Below are 16,336 nucleotides of genomic sequence, written 5' to 3' on the forward strand. Positions count from 1 at the left end.
GGGTTCTTGGCGAGGCCGGCAAATGCCGCCCTGTGCCCCCGGTTTTCCATGACCCTGAGACAGATTTGGGTCGAAAAGCGACGCGTTTTTCGTTAAAATTCAGGCCTTTCTTCGGTAGCCGCTCCCCGGCGACTGCCTTGTTGGTCCCCATCGCGAGTCCTCAATGTCCGAAATCCTCAAGCTTCGTGGCGCACCGGCTTTCTCTGCCGTGCGTACCTCCCGCATTGCCGATGCCGTCTCTGCTGCGGCCAGTCGTATCCGCGGTCTGGTTGCCGAGCACTGGTACTTCATCGAGATCAATGCGCCGCTGAACGCCACGGAGCAGGCCCGTCTGGTCGATCTGCTGGCTGCGCATCCGGCGTCGGCAGAGCTGCCGGCCGGCGTGAATGTGCTGGTCACGCCACGTCTCGGCACGATCTCGCCCTGGTCGTCGAAAGCTACGGACATCGCGCACAACTGCGGTTTCGACAAGGTCGTGCGCATCGAGCGCGGCACGATGTACACGCTGGACGCGAAGAGTCTGGATGCCGCCGCGCGCGAAGCCGTGCTGCCGGTCCTGCATGACCGCATGACGGAGTCGGTGCTCGACAATGTGGCCGCAGCCGAAGCCTTGTTCGCACATTACTCGCCGAAGCCGCTTTCGAGCGTCGACGTAGTGGGGGGCGGACGTGCCGCCCTGGTGGCTGCCAATAGCGAGCTGGGTCTTGCATTGTCGGAAGACGAAATCGATTACCTCGTCGACAACTTCACGCGCGTCGGCCGCAACCCGACCGACGTCGAGCTGATGATGTTCGCGCAAGCCAACTCCGAACATTGCCGCCACAAGATCTTCAATGCTGACTGGATCGTCGACGGCGAGAAGAAGGACAAGAGCCTGTTCGGCATGATCAAGGACACGCACAAGGCGCACCCGCAAGGCACGGTGATGGCCTATGCCGACAATGCCTCCATCATCGAAGGCTTCGATATCGAGCGCCTGTATCCGGAAGCGGATGGCAAGTGGTCCTACAAGCAGGAACTGACGCATATCCTGATGAAGGTCGAGACGCACAATCACCCGACGGCGATCTCGCCGTTTGCGGGCGCGTCGACCGGTGCCGGTGGCGAGATTCGCGATGAAGGCGCAACGGGTCGTGGTTCGCGTCCGAAAGCGGGCCTGGCCGGCTTCACCGTCTCTAACCTGAAGATTCCCGGCGCAGTCCAGCCTTGGGAAACTGATTCTGTCGCCTACGGCAAGCCCGAACGCATCGCATCGCCGCTGCAGATCATGATCGACGGCCCGCTCGGCGCGGCAGCCTTCAACAACGAATTCGGCCGCCCGAATCTGACCGGCTACTTCCGTACTTTCGAGCAGGAAGTGCAGGGCGAAGTGCGCGGCTACCACAAGCCCATCATGATCGCCGGCGGCGTCGGCAACATCCAGGCGACGCAGTCGTTCAAGGAAGAGTTCGCGCCCGGCACGCTGCTGATCCAGCTCGGCGGCCCCGGCATGCTGATTGGCTTGGGCGGCGGCGCAGCTTCGTCGATGGCGACCGGCAGCAATACGGCCGATCTGGACTTCGCTTCTGTACAGCGCGGCAATCCGGAAATCGAGCGTCGCGCGCAGGAAGTCATCGACGCCTGCTGGCAGATGGGCGAGAAGAACCCCATCAAGGCGATCCACGATGTGGGCGCTGGCGGTCTCTCCAACGCCTTCCCCGAGCTGGCCGATTCGGCGAAGCTCGGCGCGCATTTTGAGCTGCGCAAGGTGCAGATCGAAGAGCCGGGCATGAGCCCGCGCGAGATCTGGTCGAACGAAGCGCAAGAGCGTTACGTGCTTGCGCTGCCGCCGGAACGTCTCGAGGAATTCCGCGCCATCTGCGAACGCGAGCGTTGCCCGTTTGCTGTTGTAGGCACTGCAAGCGACGATGGCCGTCTGCAGGTCACTGACAGCCATTTCGACAATCACGCCGTCGACATGGAAATGCAGGTGCTCCTCGGCAAGCCGCCAAAGATGCTGCGCGATGTCGCGACGCGCCAGGTCTTCCTGCCGCCGTTTGACGTAACCGCGATGGACGTCAAGGAAGCCGCACTGCGCGTGCTGCGTATGCCGGCCGTGGCGAGCAAGAACTTCCTCATCACCATCGGCGACCGTTCGGTCGGTGGCCTGACTGCGCGCGACCAGATGGTCGGCCCATGGCAAGTGCCCGTGGCCGACGTGGCTGTGACGGCGATGAGCTTCAAGGGCTACACCGGCGAAGCTTTTGCCATGGGCGAGCGTACGCCGCTGGCCTGCGTCAGCCCGACCGCTTCGGGCCGCATGGCGATCGGTGAGTCGATCACCAATCTGCTGGCCGCGGATGTGGCTGACATCGGCGACATCAAGCTGTCCGCCAACTGGATGGCTGCTGCGGGTCATCGTGGCGAAGATGCGGCGTTGTTCGCGACCGTCAAGGCTGTGTCCGATTTCTGTATCGCGGCTGACCTGTCGATTCCGGTCGGCAAGGATTCGTTGTCGATGCGCACGACCTGGAGTGACGAAGGTGGCGCTAAAGCGGTGGTTTCGCCGCTGTCGATGATCGCCACGGCCTTTGCGCCAGTCGCAGACATCCGCAAGACGCTCACCCCACAACTGAAGATCGAAGATGGCGTCGAGACCGAGCTGGTACTCATCGACCTTGGCATGCAGAAGCATCGCCTCGGCGGCTCGGTGTTCGCGCAAGCCTATAACTCGGTTGCCGAGCACGCGCCGGATATCGACGCCGCAACGCTCAAGCAGTTCGTTGCCGGTGTCGCGGCACTCAAGCGCGAAGGCCTGCTGCTGGCCTACCACGACCGCTCGGACGGCGGCCTGTTTGCGACGCTTGCCGAAATGGCTTTCGCATCGCGCAGTGGTCTCTCCATCGAGCTGGATTCGGTCTGCTACGACGACCTGATGAGCGATGTGGACGGCAGCGAGAAGCGTCCGGATCTGCTCAAGGGCCGCTTCAACGACCGCATCTTCGGCGCGCTGTTTGCCGAAGAGCTGGGCGCCGTCGTGCAGATCAAGCGTGCTGATCGCGAACGCGTGCAGACGGTGCTGCGCGAAGCAGGCCTCGGCGCTGCGACGCACTTCATTGGCTATCCGAACGACCGTGGCGATCTGCGCATCCGTCGTAACGCCAAGATGGTGTTCGAAGCTGGCGTGAATGAACTCCTGCAAGTCTGGAGCGAAGTCAGCCACGAGATCGCACGCATCCGTGACGATGTGGAGAGTGCCGATCAGGAATTTGCCGCGCTGGCTGACAAGAGCAATTCCGGCCTGTCGATGTCGCTGACTTACGATCCGGCTGATGACATCGCCGCACCGTACATTGCGAAAGCGCGTCCGAAGGTCGTCATTTTGCGCGAGCAGGGCGTCAATTCGCAGAACGAGATGGCGTCCGCATTCGAGGCAGCAGGCTTCCAGCCACATGACGTGCACATGTCCGATCTCATGAGCGGCCGCGTCAGCCTCACCGATTTCCACGGCCTCGCGGCCTGCGGCGGTTTCTCCTACGGCGACGTGCTCGGTGCGGGTCAGGGCTGGGCCAAGTCCATCCTGTTCAACGACAAGCTGCGCGAACAGTTCTCGGCTTTCTTCTCGCGCAGCGACACCTTCGCGCTGGGCGTTTGCAATGGCTGCCAGATGATGAGCAATCTCGCCGAGATCATCCCGGGCGCCGAAGCCTGGCCGCGTTTCCATCGCAACAAGAGCGAGCAGTTCGAAGCGCGCGTCGCGATGCTGGAAATTCTCGAATCGCCGTCGGTGTTCTTCGCCGGTATGGCGGGCAGTCGCATGCCTATCGTCGTAAGTCACGGCGAGGGCAGGGCGGTGTTCGCCAATGCAGGCGATCAGGCCAAGGCGCTGGTGTCGGCACGCTACATCGACAACACGGGCGCGGTGGCGGGCAGCTATCCGTTCAACCCGAACGGCTCGCCCGACGGCATCACCGGACTCACGACGGCCGATGGTCGCTTCACCATCATGATGCCGCACCCGGAACGCAGTCGTCGTGCTGTGCAGATGAGCTGGGCCCCGGAAACGCTTGGCGAAGACTCGCCGTGGATGCGCATGTTCCGCAATGCGCGCAAGTGGGTGGCATAACGAAGCGAAGGTCAGCTACAAGAAAAAACGCCCGCGATTCGCGGGCGTTTTTCATTCAGTCATGCAAGGGCGGGTACTTCGCCGCGTTGAGTGCGATCTTGTTGCGCACCGCTTCATCAATATCAATCTTCAGCACCATCGAGATGCGCATCAGGTAGAGCAGGACATCGGCAACTTCCTGCTTCACGTGCTCGGCCTTCTCTGACTGCATGATCTTGTCAGCTTGCGCATCTGTCATCCACTGGAAGATCTCGACCAGTTCGCCGACCTCTCCGGTGAGCGCCAGCAACAGGCTGCGTGGCGTGTGGAATGGATCCCAATCGCGCTGTCGTGCAAATTCGGCGAGTGTGGCTTCCAGGTTCTTGGTGTCGATCAGCTTTTCGCTCGTCATGGTGGAATGTCCATCTGCAGGTGTTGCGCAATTGTCGTATAAGGGCGGCGCGGCTGCCTCGATACCCGTTCGTAATGTGGCTTCGTCTGCCGGGCTGTCCTATAAATCCCTTTGCGCTGGCCTGATGTGGGTAGTGGCCGACGTGGCTGGATTGATGACGAGCGACATTTCAACTGACAGGGGGTTTCGATGATCAAGACATTTGCTGCGCTGGGTCTGGTGGCCATGATGGCGCCGGCGTTCGCCGCCAAATCATGCGATGAACTGAAGACCGAGATCGAAGGAAAGATCAAAGGGCACGGCGTCGAGAGCTTTACGCTGGATGTGGTGCCGACCGCCGACGTGAAGGAGCAGAAGGTCGTCGGTAGTTGCGGCGGCGGGGCTAGCAAGATCGTCTACAAGAAAGGCTAGTGAGCCCGCAGGTGCAGGCCGAAGGCTGGCGCCGTCAGCCTTCAGCCTTCACTTCATTGACGATGGGGCCGCCTGCTGCGAATGCATCGGCGTTCCCCAGCGTGGTGGTAGCAATGGCGTGCAGTGCTTCGCGCGTGAGAAAGCCCTGATGTGAGGTGATCAGCACATTCGGGAAGGTCATCAGGCGCGCCAGCATGTCGTCCTGGATCAGGCTGTTCGAGAGATCGTGGAAGAAGACGCCTTCTTCCATCTCATACACGTCGAGCCCGACGCCGGCTACTTTTCCACTCTTGAGGGCTTCGATGACGGCCGGTGTATCGATCAGGCCGCCGCGGCTGGTGTTGATGATGACGACACCTTGCCGCATCAAGGTCAGGGCATTGGCGTCGATGATGTGATGGCTTTGTGCGCTAAGTGGCAGATGCAATGAAATGATATCGGCATCGCGCAGCAGCGTGTCCAGGGCGACATAGTCGAAACCAACGTCCTTGGCGATCTGCGGGTTTTCGTACGGATCATAGGCAATCAGTTTGCAACCGAAGCCCCGCGCGATGCGCATGGCACATTGCCCGATGCGGCCGGCACCGAGCGCACCAAAAGTCTTGCCATGCAGATTGAAGCCTTCGAGCCCGTCCAGCGAGAAGTTCTGCTCACGCACGCGATTGAAGGCGCGATGCGTCTTGCGCACCAGGGTCAGCAGCAGCGCGAAGCAATGCTCGGCGACCGCCTCGGGTGAGTAGGCGGGCACACGCGCCACGCGGATGCCATGCTCCTGCGCAGCGGCGATGTCGATGCCGTTGAAGCCCGCTGCGCGTAGTACCACCAGCTTCACACCGATTTCGGCCAGTCGTTTCAAGACCGGCGCAGTCAGGCGACAGTTGACGAAGGGGCAGACCGCATCGAAGCCCTGTGCCAGCTCTACGGTCTTGTCGTGCAGGCGCTCTTCGAAGAATTCGAGCACATGTTGCTGCCCGACGTTTGCTTCGTTGAGTGCTCGCTCGTCGTACTTGTGTGTATCGAATACCGCGATGCGCATGCCCGGTGCCTCCTGATCAGCCAGCCTTGCCCAGATAGTCCTTCTTGCCCAGTTCTACGCCATTGTGACGCGCGATGGCGTATGCCGTCGTGACGTGGAAATAGAGGTTGGGGAGGACGAAGCCCGTCAGGTAGCTCTGGCCGTTGAAGTTCAGTTCGCCGGTGCGGGTCTTGATGACGACAGGGCGTTCTTCACTGCCAGCAATCTGCGCCGGCTTGAAAGACCGCAGGTAGTCGATGGTCTTTGCCAGGCGGGCAACGAGTTCGGGAAAAGTGGTTTCGAAGTCGTCGTACTTTGGCGGCTCTTCGCCGGCGAGACGTGCCGCGCCGCCTTTGACGGTGTCGCTTGCAATCTGCACCTGGCGCGACAAGGGAAACATGTCGGGTGCGAGGCGCGCGTTGATGAAGATTGCAGGGTCGATCTTTCTCGCCTCGGCATGCGCCGCAACCTTGTTGAGGATGTCGGTCAGGTTCTCCAGCGCACGCACAGCGCCGGGAATGAATGCCTGGTACATCGAGATGCTCATGACGCGTTCCTTGTGTGGCTCGGTGGGATGATGGTGCTTGTTCGTGATTTCAGTTCGGGGCAGGCAGATTCTGCGGATGGCCGGCATGGGTGACAACGAACACAAGCAGTTCGGCGGTCTCGCTACCGGTGTTGTTCAGGCCATGGTACTGGCCGCTGCCGGTCTGTAGTAGATCGCCCACTTGCATCGTGTCGGTGTGGCCATTGTCGTCGATGGTGACATTGCCCTTCAGCAGAAGATAGTACTCCGTCTCCATACGGTGATGATGCAAGCCGATCGTCGCGCCCGGTGCCACGTTCATGTAGGTCAGCAGCCGCAGGTTCGGATGCGTGTTGCGCGGAATGAGGTAGGCGAGGGAGACCTCGCCGCTGCCGTCGTGCACGTTGGTGCGATGCTCCTCAATCATTTCGGCGCGTTTATAGATCATCGTGCGGCTCCTGCTTGTTACGGTGAGTCGTGGCTCACTCAAGGTCGAGGGCAAGCCGTCGTAGCCAGCCATCAATGTCTGTCGAGGGAATGTCCAGTGTGCGACGCGTGGCTTGCACGCTCGGGTAGCCACCGACATCGTCCTGACTGTCGATGATGCGCCCCTTGCCAAGACGCAGGTCTGCCACGATGCGTTGGTCGACGATATCGCGCTCGCGAGGGCGCGCGCCTGCGTGCGTGAGTACGTTCTCCTTGACCTGCGCAGCGGGTAGAGCCGTTAGTCCGGCGGGCCAGACGGGTTTGTCCTTGAGCATGCGGATGCTGTCGGTCATCAGGCTGGCGGGCTGTCCCGCAGCGTCGAAAGCAAGGTTGTCCTCGACGTAGGCGTCAGCGGTGACGCCTGTATTCGAATGGCGTATCAGCGGCAAGCCTTTGCGCGTGTTAGAGCCGTGCTGAAGCACATTGCCGACGACGGTGATGCGCGGCGGAGGCGGCATCTCGCGACCGACCCATTCAGGCGGATAGCCGCCCAGGCAGATTGCGCAGTTCCCCGGGTTGTAGATGAGGTTGTTGACCACCACGCCCGTGGTGTTGCTCTTCATGTATGGGTTGCGGTCGTTGTTGTGGGCGTAGAGGTTGCCGATGATGGCGACGTCCTGCACGTTGTCGTGGATCAGCGAGCCCATCGAATGTTTGCCCTTGCCGTGGGCGGAGTCCCACAGGCCTTCGGCGATGATGTTGTTCGACAAGGTGACGCGATGTGCGGTGTTGTTGGGGCCCTGATCCAGCGGGCCCGAAACGGAAAGATTCTCGTCGGTACCCCAGCTCATCGAGCAGTGATCGACGACCACATTCCAGGCGTTGCCGCTCTCGACAGAAACATCGCTCTCGTAGCCATACTTCTTGGGCAAACCAGCGTCGCCCATGCGGAAGCGCATGTGTTGCATGAGGATGTCATGCGTCTGAAGCTTCATGCCACCGCGGATGATGGTGATGCCGGGTGTGGGCGCTGTCTGGCCAGCAATCGTGATGAAGGGATTGCGGATGCGTAGATCTGCCTTGTCCAGATCAATGAGGCCGCCGACTTCGAACACGACGATGCGTGGGCCGTCTGCCTCGATCGCGGCACGCAGGCTCCCACTGCCGCGTGAATCGAGATTGGTGACACGGATGATGCGGCCACCACGACCTGCGCTGGTTTCCGAACCGAAGCCCACCGCGCCGGGAAATGCGCGCGGCTCCTGTGGAGTGTTTGCTCCGTTCGATTGCGCCAGGCTTGCGTTGCATTGAACCGCAATGACGAGGGCTGCGAGCCATACTGACAATGATCTTCCTGAACCTGGCATGGCGATAGTGTCCCTCTAGTTGGTCTTCAGAAATCGGCCGCACTGGTGGCCGCAATGGCCTTTCCGGTGACGGGATGCGGAACGCTCAGATAGCAGGCATGCAGCAGCAGACGGGACGCCTTTTTCTGTACCGCGTCGCTCGCATAAAGCATGTCGCCCAGGATGGCGTGGCCGAGCGACAGCATGTGCACGCGCAGTTGGTGGGAGCGGCCTGTAATGGGTTCCAGCTCAAGCCGGGTCGTGCATGCCTCCTGATCGCGATGCAATACCTTGTAGCGTGTGAGCGAGGGCTTGCCGATCTCGTGATCGATTTTCTGCAACGGGCGATTGGGCCAGTCACAGATCAGGGGCTGGTCAATTTCGCCTGACGAGGCTGCGAGGGCGCCGTCAACGACGGCTACGTAGCGCTTGTCGACTGCCCGACTCTGGAATGCATAGCTGAGGGCACGATGCGCCGCCGCGCCGCGTGCAAATACCAGTAGACCGGAGGTCTCCATATCGAGCCGATGCACGATGAGCGCATCGGCGTATTCGGCCTGTACCCGCGACGCCATGCAGTCGTGCTTCCCATCACCCCGACCCGGGACCGACAGGAGTCCGCTGGGCTTGTTGACGATCAGGAGTGTGTCGTCCTGATAGACGATGTCCAGACCAAGGTGAGGGGGTGGTGCATACATCGCGGAAGCTGCGGAGAGGGCGGGAAGATCGGTACGTGGATTTTACGCCACAGCGCGCGGCTTGGCGGGGCGGCGGTCCGGAACGCAAATCGCGCCGGCTGGTCAGATCAAAGTGGTGGTGCTACGGTGCAAGCTCTCTATGAGGAACTCCAGCATGCTTAATCTGCGAAAGTGCGTTGCTTCTATTCTGGCCGCCGGTGCTGCCATGGCGGCCTGCGCCGAAACGCCTGCGGTGGGTTCCCTCGCGCCAGACTTCAGTCTGCAGGATCAGCAGCTCCAGGTACGCAAGCTCACGGATTTTCGTGGCAAGTGGTTGGTGCTGTATTTCTATCCGAAAGACGATACGCCGGGTTGTACCACCGAAGCCTGCAGCTTCCGCGACGGGCAGGCGTTGATCAGCGCGTTGGGCGCACAAGTGGTTGGCGTGAGTATCGACGATACGTCATCGCACAGCGCATTCGCCGAAAAGCACAAATTGCCCTTCCCATTGCTGGCGGATACGGATGGTCGCGTAGCGGCGCGCTACGGTGCCTTGTCTGACTGGAAGGTCGTGAAATTCGCGAAGCGCGAGACCTTCCTGATCGATCCCAAAGGCGTGGTGCGCAAGGCTTATCTCAACGTGGATGCCGATACGCACGCGGCGCAGGTGCTAGCCGATCTGCGCACTCTTGTTGGCAAGTGAGGGAGTGCCAGCTCAGAACAGCGTGCGCGCACCCGTGAACCGGCTGGCGAAGTAAGTGCTGTCGAGCCGCTCGATGCGGATGACGCCTTTGCTCGAAGGCGCATGCACGAAGCGGCCGTCGCCGAGATAGATCCCCATGTGGGAATAGGTCTGGCCGCTGGTGTTGAAGAACACCAGGTCTGCCGGTTTGAGCTCTGCGCGATCGATCGGTTGGGTGATCGCCGCAATCTGTGCTGCGTTGTGAGGCAGGCGCTTGCCAGCCACGCGTTCCACGACATAGCTCACCATGCCACTGCAATCCAGGCCCGCATCCGGATTGCTGCCGCCGAAGCGATAGCCCGTATTGAGCAGCCCCAGCGAAAAAATGACGATCTCACTGGCATGGTCTGGCTGATCAAGCCGGAATGCCGCGGTGGTTGGCGGGCGTTGAGTGGGCTTCGGCGTTGCTGGCGGAGCAGGGGGGGCGCTGCTGCAGGCGGCAAGACAGCCAAGGATCAAGCAGCACATAGATCTGCGCAGCAGCGGTCCTCGTTCAGTCATTACACCTCCAGCCAGAAAGTAACCGGCCCGTCATTGACCAGGCTGACCTTCATATCAGCGCCAAAGCGGCCACAAGCAACATCAGGGTGAGTTTGTCTGGCAGTGCTGACCAGGTAGTCGAAGCGTTCAGCGGCAACATCGGGGGCGGCTGCCGAGGTAAAGCTTGCGCGCGTGCCTTTTGTTGTATCGGCGGCGAGGGTGAACTGGGAAACCAGCAGCAGTCCGCCCTGCGTATCGCGAAGCGAACGATTCATGCGGCCCGTGTCATCTGAAAACACTCGGTAGTTGAGCATCTTCTCCAGCAGGCGGTCGGCCTTCTCCGTAGTGTCTCCGGGCTGTACTGCCACCAGCGCCAGCAAGCCCGTTTCGATCGCACCGACGATCTCGCTTTCGACCCGCACGGCCGCCTCGCTGACGCGTTGAATCAATGCAATCACGTCGCAGGCTTCTCCATTGTTCTTTGTCCCGGCATGTAAATCGGCAATTTCCACACTCAATCGATCAGCTCGACGCTGCCATTGATTGTTACCGTGATCAGCCCTTCACCCGCTTCAATGGGTGCCGGCGCAGCTTCGGCCATCGACATGCTCGCCTTGGCTGCACGCAGGTACGGCTGCGGTGCCATGCCCTGGGAGACATTGATGTTCTTGATGCGCCAGCGCTTGCCCAAGGCTTGTGCGGCCAAGGCCGCCCGTGCCTGGAAAGCTTTGAGTGCATCGACCATGGCTTCATCCGATGCCTTGGCCCGTGTCTCCGGCGCGAAACCTACGCTGACCTGATCCACCGCCGTCAGATTTTGCAGCTTTCCCAACAACTCCGACAGCGCAGCAATGTCCCGTGATTTCAGGCTGATGCTGGACCGCATGCGCCAGGCGTCAATGCGGCCGGGCGTTTTCGGCGCGTAGACCGGCCAGGTCTGGCTATTGGTTGTTTTGACCTTGATCGCCGGATAAGTCTTAACCAGCGCCAAGGCCTCATTCATGCGTTGATTGACGCGCTTCGCGAGCTCTGCTGGCGTAGCGTCCGTCTGCTCGACATAGGCCTGCGCCTGCGCCAAATCGTTAGGCAGACTGCGCGAAGCGTCGGCACTCAATTCGAGGGTAGGTAGTTCTGCCTTGGCGGGCGTTTGTGCCGCAGCTGGAAGGGAAAACAGAACGAGAGAGGCGAGAAGGGAAAGTGGAGCAAGAGCGCGTTTCAATGAACATACGGCGAAAGCTGCTATCTGCATGCAGTACCTCTAGAGATCAATCGCAAGCCGCCCCCGCAACTTGCCGCTATTGGGAATCTCCCCTGCCAGTCAGATCAAGCGATGCGCTTCAAGCCCTGGCGGAAGCGAGCTGCATTCTGCACATACACCTCTGCATTGGCCCGCATGCCCGCCACTTCTTCATCCGTAAGTTGGCGGATGATGCGTCCTGGCGTACCAACGACCAGGGAACGATCCGGGATGACCTTGTTCTCCGGAATCAGGCAGTTAGCACCGATCAGACAGTTCTTGCCCACCACCGCGCCATTCAGGATGACCGCATTGATACCGATCAGCGAGCCATCGCCAACGGTGCAACCATGCAACATCGCCATGTGCCCGATCGTGACGTGCTCACCAACCGTCAGCGGCACCCCGTCATCCGTATGCAGGATTGCACCATCCTGCACATTCGAACCTTCGCCCACAATGATGGGGTCGTTATCACCGCGCAGAACGGCGTTGAACCATACGCTCACGTTGCGACCAAGCTCCACAGTGCCTAATACTGCTGCGCTTTCTGCCACCCAAGCATCTTCGCCAAGAACAGGCGCGCGGTCATCCAGAAGAAAAACAGCCATTGCCATACCTTGAAAGTTGCGTTGCAGAAGTGCGCCACGCATTAGTGAAGAGATGATATCAGCAGGGCGGATTCGGCGTCAGGGCCGATCCCATTGCAATCGCGTCACTAGGTGGTGTTCGTCGATACTGTGCCGCTGGAGACAACAGAGATAGTTTATGCCTGCCATACTGCGGCTTGATGTGACGAATTTTGTCATGCGATGAGCGCAAAGCGCTGTCTCGGCCAGTTGGAATAGAGTGACCTGCCTACTGCAACCTTCTGATAATTATGGGAATGTGTTGTTTTTGATAGCTAAGCGCTTTTCTGGCACGCCGGTCGCTTATTGTTTTGCGTGCGGATTGCTGTCCGCTCCATTACGGGAGATTCATATGAGTAACATGAAACGCATCCAACAAGGCTTCACGCTGATCGAACTGATGATTGTTGTTGCCATCATCGGTATTCTGGCCGCAGTTGCTTTGCCGGCTTATCAGGACTACACAAAGAAAGCAAAAGTTTCGGAAGTTGTGCTAGCGGCAAGCTCTGCTCGTACTTGCGTAACCGAGATTTTCCAATCTAGCGGTGGTTCGACGATTCCGAGCACTGTTAGCAGCTGTGGAACAACGACCACGACAAAATACGCAGGCAGTGTTGTGGTTACGACAAGCAATATTACTGTAAGTGGTGCAGGTGACGTTGCTGGTGTAACAGTGGCATTGACGCCAAGCATTACCGGCTCGAACGGCACTTTGACTTGGACCTGCTCTGGTAGCCCGCTGAGCTTGATGCCTGGTTCTTGCCGGGGCTAATCGGTTTATTGGAAAAAAAGCCACCCTGAGGGGTGGCTTTTTTTATATGTGCTAAAGGTTAATAGAGGCCTCATGCTTGATCTTGCTGTGACCCTTCGGCGATCAGATTTTCTGGGACAGAAAACCACGGATTTTTATGGCATGAAACATATTATTGGAAAGTTTCTTTGGCGTAGTTCGAAGAATAATTCTGTGTTGCCGAAGGAGTGGCTTCCTGCTCTACAGGGAATACATATTGAGGAATTGAGAGTCCTTATTGAGAATACTGCCAAGGATGCCTTGCCGACTCTCGCTCTTTTACGGGATGAGGCTCAGTCTTGGGGTTGGAATGGCGGTTTGCTCGAAAAGCTGTGCGCCTATCGGGAGCTTTGCGGCGATGAGGTGGAGCAAGGGTATCGTCGTGTAATCAGAGAAGGATTGGCAGAACGTGACTTTGAATTGATGGCGAAAACCGCCTCGCGATGCCATGACTACCGACGCTACCAAGAGGCTTGGCAGATATTTTCTGCATTCAGATTTGTGGACGTTCCTGCTGGTCAGGAGAGCAGGTATTACGGTTTGAGCGTCGCGTTACTCGTTGCATCAAAGCGAGATATAAGAGAGGTGCGCAACTATGCCGACAAGGCTATGGAGCAAGGGTACATAAGCACTTTTTTTGCCCTCAATGCCATTATTATATATTTTGAACTCGGCGATCTCGACAAAGTCAGGATTTTGTGTGCGTATATTGCAAATGAGGCGGTAAAGGATTCGTCCGTACTTCAATGCTTGGGGTGGGTAGAGCTTGCGCGAGGCTACTACCCAGAAGGATTTCGTTTGCTGGAGGCTCGCATGGAGCTGCCTGAGCTCAAGGGGGAGGTGCCTCACCGAGTGTGGGTGCGTCAGCGTTGGGATGGCAGGAGCATGCAAGGGATGCGTCTCCTGATATATGAAGAGCAGGGACTTGGCGATACCATAATGATGGCACGCTATTTTGCTGGGCTGATAGAAAAAGGGGTTAAAGTGATTCTTGCGGCAAGGCAGCAAGTCATATCTCTTCTAGAGAGCAGTTTTCCTCAAATCACCTACACACCGCGTTCCCCTCAAGACTATCTGGATGTGGAGTTTGACGTTTGGGCCCCCATGATGAGTCTCCCTTATTATTTAAATACGACGATTGTGAATGTCCCACGTAAGGAAGGGTATCTTGTTGGGCCGAGAGATCAAAAATCCTATTGGTCTGATCGAATAAAAAACAGGTTTTCTTTGGGCAAGTTAAGGGTTGGTATTGCATGGTCTGGAAATCCAGACCACAAATTCGACAAACGGCGTTCGCTTACATTTGACGAAATCGCAGAATATGTGCGGTTGTGGCCAGAGATAGATTTTTTTGCGCTTCAGACTAGCACTCCGGACGTTCATCCCGCTAATCTTCACGTAATGTCCGAGGAGTTTGTTACATTGTCTGACACCGCGGCTCTTATTGAATTGATGGATATCGTGATCTCAGTGGACACTTCTGTAATTCATCTTGCTGGTGCATTGGGCAAGAAATCCTTTTTGATGTTGCCTTGTCGGTATGAGTGGCGTTGGGGACTGGAGGGTGAAGCTAACGCCTGGTATGACTCGGTGCGCGTGGTTCGACAGTCTTGCCATGGAGACTGGACGGATGTGCTTCACAGAATTTTTGGGAAAGAGAATTCGGTTCTAGCTACTGAAAGGCCAGTTTAATGTTTGGTTTTTCACGCAAACCCCCATGCCGAATTCCGGATAGCTTGATTGCCGCTCTAGACGCGCTGTCTTATCCAGACCTTTCCGTGGAGTTGCAGCGGTGGTGTACGCAGGTCAATGCCATTGTTGATGAAGAAAAATTGCTTGAGGCAGCAAAGCGTCGCGGGTGGAATGAAAAAGCCTGTGAGAAAATTAAAATAATAATTAGCTACTATCTCAATGACTATTCGCGCGCTTTCGAGTTATCCCGGAGATTCATAGAGCCGGATGAAGGGTTTGATGCCGATATTTTCACGTTATGTATTGGGATATTGTACCGCAACAACCAGTTTGAAGATGCTGCTTCGCTGATGGCAGCGGTGTCCGAAGAAAGGGATGAGTTAAGTGCCCGCGACGATTATTGGGTCTTACGTGCGGTGGTTAGCTGGTCGGTTTGTAATGTAACTGCGGCACATGCTGCGATAGATCGTGCGCTGGAGATTTTACCCAAAAATAGAATCGTGTTAGAGAATGCAGTTTCCATATACTGGGAGTTAGGGGCTCAGGGAAAATTCAAGGCTGCATTTGATAGACTGAGTGAGCTTGGCTTTGACACGGGCTATGCATATGCGCTCGTGCTGCTTGCAATGGGGCGATATTCTGAGGGGTTTGAGAGGATGGAAGCCCGCTATCAGATGGACGAAACTAACCGGTATTTGAACAAGGCCCTAACCTCCACCAAGCATTGGAATGGTGTTGAGTCGGTAGGGAAAGGACTCTTGTTAAGCGCAGAGCAGGGTCTAGGGGATAGTGTCCAGATGGCTCGATATATACCTGATTTATTTTCAGTCACTGGTGGCAGGCTTGCAGTGGAGGTGCAGGTCGAGGCGCTTTCTTTTCTGCAATACAATTTTCCTGAAATCCAGTTTTTTCCTCGAGAGTACGGGAAGCTACCCGATGTGAAATTTGATCATTGGATTGGTATGATGAGTCTGCCGTTAATTTTCAAAACGGAAATTGACACCATTCCGCGCCGTTTTTCTTATTTGAAAGCACCTTCAGATTGTCTGGAGTACTGGAGGGCACGAGTTGAGGGCCTAGCTCCAGACGCGCGGCGGAGACGTATTGGGATTGCTTGGTCAGGGCAATCCATACATCGTGCAGATCGCCGACGTTCTATTTCCTTTTCTCTAATAGCTAATTGGATTAGAGAATGTGATGCTGATTTTTTTGCTCTTCAGAAAATTGTTCCTGACATACGGCCAGTTAATTTGATTGATGTATCTGCCGAGATGATGACCCTTGGAGATACCGCAGCTCTTATTCAAGAGATGGACCTGGTCGTTACAGTTGATACGTCGATTGTCCATATTGCAGGAGCGCTTGGAAAACCGACGTTACTGCTGCTACCTTTTCGTTACGAATGGCGTTGGGGGATGGAAGGGGAGGAGAATCCTTGGTATGAGTCTGTGAGGGTTTTTCGTCAGCAGCGCGCCGGGGAGTGGGCAAATGTACTGGCGGTTGTTTTTAATAACGAAATACTACGTACTATTGGAGAGAGGAGCCGGAGTGGGATTACTGTCTGATATTTTTTCGAAGGCCCCAGTGGTCTTTGCCGACGAGTTGGTTGTTAAAATCGCCCGTCAATTTCCTCCTGCGAGCGAGGCTCAGTTGGGTAAAAAGGGCGCTCAGCGCAGGCTGGAGGGCGTTATCGAGCCTGTTATGCAGGATATCGATATATTTCAGCAAAAGAATCGACTAGGTTGGATAGGCAAGGCAAGGTTCGGCAACGCAGTGCGCTGGCGTTTGATCGAGAAAGGTTATTCAAAAGGATTCTCCGAGGCGATAACGGAAGGAGTGATTCGCCAAATTACCGTCCAGAGCTAAGCG

Annotated in this window: 17 protein-coding genes; 7 read left to right on the top strand and 10 right to left on the bottom strand. The window is 57.5% G+C overall.

All coding sequences use genetic code 11. The features are described 5' to 3' along the window. Positions 1-163 precede the first annotated feature (163 nt). On the top strand, positions 164-4,105 hold the full coding sequence (gene purL, locus VVD49_RS18080) for a phosphoribosylformylglycinamidine synthase (RefSeq protein WP_327600623.1): 3,942 nt from the start codon (positions 164-166) through the stop codon (positions 4,103-4,105). A gap of 55 nt (positions 4,106-4,160) precedes the next feature. Here the strand turns inward: purL and VVD49_RS18085 are convergent, their stop codons facing one another. Then, entirely contained in the window at positions 4,161-4,496 is a 336-nt protein-coding gene (locus tag VVD49_RS18085) for a nucleotide pyrophosphohydrolase (protein ID WP_327600624.1), read from the bottom strand. Positions 4,497-4,685: 189 nt separating this feature from the next. Between VVD49_RS18085 and VVD49_RS18090 the strand changes: the two genes are divergently transcribed. After that, positions 4,686-4,907 (top strand): DUF1161 domain-containing protein, encoded by a 222-nt coding sequence (locus VVD49_RS18090; RefSeq protein ID WP_327600625.1) that lies wholly within the window; start codon positions 4,686-4,688, stop codon positions 4,905-4,907. Between the two features lie 34 nt (positions 4,908-4,941). On the opposite strand, the gene VVD49_RS18095 is transcribed toward VVD49_RS18090, so the two are convergent. The 5 genes from VVD49_RS18095 to VVD49_RS18115 are packed head-to-tail and all read right to left on the bottom strand — an operon-like array spanning position 4,942 to position 8,918. Beyond that, a complete protein-coding gene (locus VVD49_RS18095; RefSeq protein WP_327600626.1) occupies positions 4,942-5,943 on the bottom strand; it encodes a 2-hydroxyacid dehydrogenase in 1,002 nt (333 codons plus the stop codon). Between the two features lie 16 nt (positions 5,944-5,959). Continuing rightward, positions 5,960-6,469, bottom strand: coding sequence for a DUF1993 domain-containing protein (locus VVD49_RS18100; protein WP_327600627.1), 510 nt, complete (start codon positions 6,467-6,469; stop codon positions 5,960-5,962). A gap of 49 nt (positions 6,470-6,518) precedes the next feature. Next, positions 6,519-6,896 (bottom strand): cupin domain-containing protein, encoded by a 378-nt coding sequence (locus tag VVD49_RS18105; protein ID WP_327600628.1) that lies wholly within the window; start codon positions 6,894-6,896, stop codon positions 6,519-6,521. Positions 6,897-6,930: 34 nt separating this feature from the next. Then, positions 6,931-8,220, bottom strand: a complete 1,290-nt coding sequence (locus VVD49_RS18110) for a pectate lyase family protein (RefSeq protein ID WP_327600629.1) — start codon at positions 8,218-8,220, stop codon at positions 6,931-6,933. Positions 8,221-8,267: 47 nt separating this feature from the next. Further along, a complete protein-coding gene (locus VVD49_RS18115) occupies positions 8,268-8,918 on the bottom strand; it encodes a pseudouridine synthase (protein ID WP_327600630.1) in 651 nt (216 codons plus the stop codon). Between the two features lie 154 nt (positions 8,919-9,072). Between VVD49_RS18115 and VVD49_RS18120 the strand changes: the two genes are divergently transcribed. Then, complete coding sequence (locus VVD49_RS18120) at positions 9,073-9,600, top strand: peroxiredoxin (RefSeq protein ID WP_327600631.1); 528 nt, start codon at positions 9,073-9,075, stop codon at positions 9,598-9,600. 12 nt (positions 9,601-9,612) lie between these two features. On the opposite strand, the gene VVD49_RS18125 is transcribed toward VVD49_RS18120, so the two are convergent. From VVD49_RS18125 to VVD49_RS18140, 4 genes are all read right to left on the bottom strand, one after another. Then, the gene (locus VVD49_RS18125; protein WP_327600632.1) at positions 9,613-10,140 is read right to left on the bottom strand and encodes a C40 family peptidase; all 528 of its coding nucleotides are present in this window, start codon (positions 10,138-10,140) and stop codon (positions 9,613-9,615) included. Then, positions 10,140-10,577, bottom strand: coding sequence for a D-aminoacyl-tRNA deacylase (dtd, locus tag VVD49_RS18130; RefSeq protein WP_327601098.1), 438 nt, complete (start codon positions 10,575-10,577; stop codon positions 10,140-10,142). The genes VVD49_RS18125 and dtd overlap by 1 nt, the downstream gene beginning before the upstream one ends. A 56-nt stretch (positions 10,578-10,633) precedes the next feature. Continuing rightward, positions 10,634-11,233 carry an SIMPL domain-containing protein gene (locus tag VVD49_RS18135; protein WP_327600633.1) on the bottom strand — a complete coding sequence of 200 codons (600 nt, stop codon included), beginning with the start codon at positions 11,231-11,233 and terminating at the stop codon, positions 10,634-10,636. 209 nt (positions 11,234-11,442) lie between these two features. After that, positions 11,443-11,967, bottom strand: coding sequence for a gamma carbonic anhydrase family protein (locus VVD49_RS18140; protein ID WP_327601099.1), 525 nt, complete (start codon positions 11,965-11,967; stop codon positions 11,443-11,445). Positions 11,968-12,346: 379 nt separating this feature from the next. Between VVD49_RS18140 and VVD49_RS18145 the strand changes: the two genes are divergently transcribed. The 4 genes from VVD49_RS18145 (at position 12,347) to VVD49_RS18160 (ending at position 16,333) form a co-directional block, all read left to right on the top strand. Next, positions 12,347-12,757, top strand: coding sequence for a pilin (locus VVD49_RS18145; protein ID WP_465189377.1), 411 nt, complete (start codon positions 12,347-12,349; stop codon positions 12,755-12,757). Between the two features lie 72 nt (positions 12,758-12,829). Then, positions 12,830-14,467 (top strand): glycosyltransferase family 9 protein, encoded by a 1,638-nt coding sequence (locus tag VVD49_RS18150; RefSeq protein ID WP_327600635.1) that lies wholly within the window; start codon positions 12,830-12,832, stop codon positions 14,465-14,467. Beyond that, positions 14,467-16,032 (top strand): tetratricopeptide repeat-containing glycosyltransferase family protein, encoded by a 1,566-nt coding sequence (locus tag VVD49_RS18155; protein WP_327600636.1) that lies wholly within the window; start codon positions 14,467-14,469, stop codon positions 16,030-16,032. The genes VVD49_RS18150 and VVD49_RS18155 overlap by 1 nt, the downstream gene beginning before the upstream one ends. Continuing rightward, positions 16,016-16,333 (top strand): hypothetical protein, encoded by a 318-nt coding sequence (locus tag VVD49_RS18160; RefSeq protein ID WP_327600637.1) that lies wholly within the window; start codon positions 16,016-16,018, stop codon positions 16,331-16,333. Before VVD49_RS18155 ends, VVD49_RS18160 begins: the two co-directional genes overlap by 17 nt. Positions 16,334-16,336 lie beyond the last annotated feature (3 nt).

Source organism: Uliginosibacterium silvisoli, assembly GCF_036017035.1.
GTDB lineage: Bacteria > Pseudomonadota > Gammaproteobacteria > Burkholderiales > Rhodocyclaceae > Viridibacterium > Viridibacterium silvisoli.

Bases quoted from the DNA above. Each gene is read 5' to 3' on its own strand.
- purL (WP_327600623.1), top strand. From the start codon at position 164: ATGTCCGAAATCCTCAAGCTTCGTGGCGCACCGGCTTTCTCTGCCGTG.
- VVD49_RS18085 (WP_327600624.1), bottom strand. From the start codon at position 4,496: ATGACGAGCGAAAAGCTGATCGACACCAAGAACCTGGAAGCCACACTC.
- VVD49_RS18090 (WP_327600625.1), top strand. From the start codon at position 4,686: ATGATCAAGACATTTGCTGCGCTGGGTCTGGTGGCCATGATGGCGCCG.
- VVD49_RS18095 (WP_327600626.1), bottom strand. From the start codon at position 5,943: ATGCGCATCGCGGTATTCGATACACACAAGTACGACGAGCGAGCACTC.
- VVD49_RS18100 (WP_327600627.1), bottom strand. From the start codon at position 6,469: ATGAGCATCTCGATGTACCAGGCATTCATTCCCGGCGCTGTGCGTGCG.
- VVD49_RS18105 (WP_327600628.1), bottom strand. From the start codon at position 6,896: ATGATCTATAAACGCGCCGAAATGATTGAGGAGCATCGCACCAACGTG.
- VVD49_RS18115 (WP_327600630.1), bottom strand. From the start codon at position 8,918: ATGTATGCACCACCCCCTCACCTTGGTCTGGACATCGTCTATCAGGAC.
- VVD49_RS18120 (WP_327600631.1), top strand. From the start codon at position 9,073: ATGCTTAATCTGCGAAAGTGCGTTGCTTCTATTCTGGCCGCCGGTGCT.
- VVD49_RS18125 (WP_327600632.1), bottom strand. From the start codon at position 10,140: ATGACTGAACGAGGACCGCTGCTGCGCAGATCTATGTGCTGCTTGATC.
- VVD49_RS18140 (WP_327601099.1), bottom strand. From the start codon at position 11,967: ATGGCTGTTTTTCTTCTGGATGACCGCGCGCCTGTTCTTGGCGAAGAT.
- VVD49_RS18145 (WP_465189377.1), top strand. From the start codon at position 12,347: ATGAAACGCATCCAACAAGGCTTCACGCTGATCGAACTGATGATTGTT.
- VVD49_RS18150 (WP_327600635.1), top strand. From the start codon at position 12,830: ATGCTTGATCTTGCTGTGACCCTTCGGCGATCAGATTTTCTGGGACAG.
- VVD49_RS18155 (WP_327600636.1), top strand. From the start codon at position 14,467: ATGTTTGGTTTTTCACGCAAACCCCCATGCCGAATTCCGGATAGCTTG.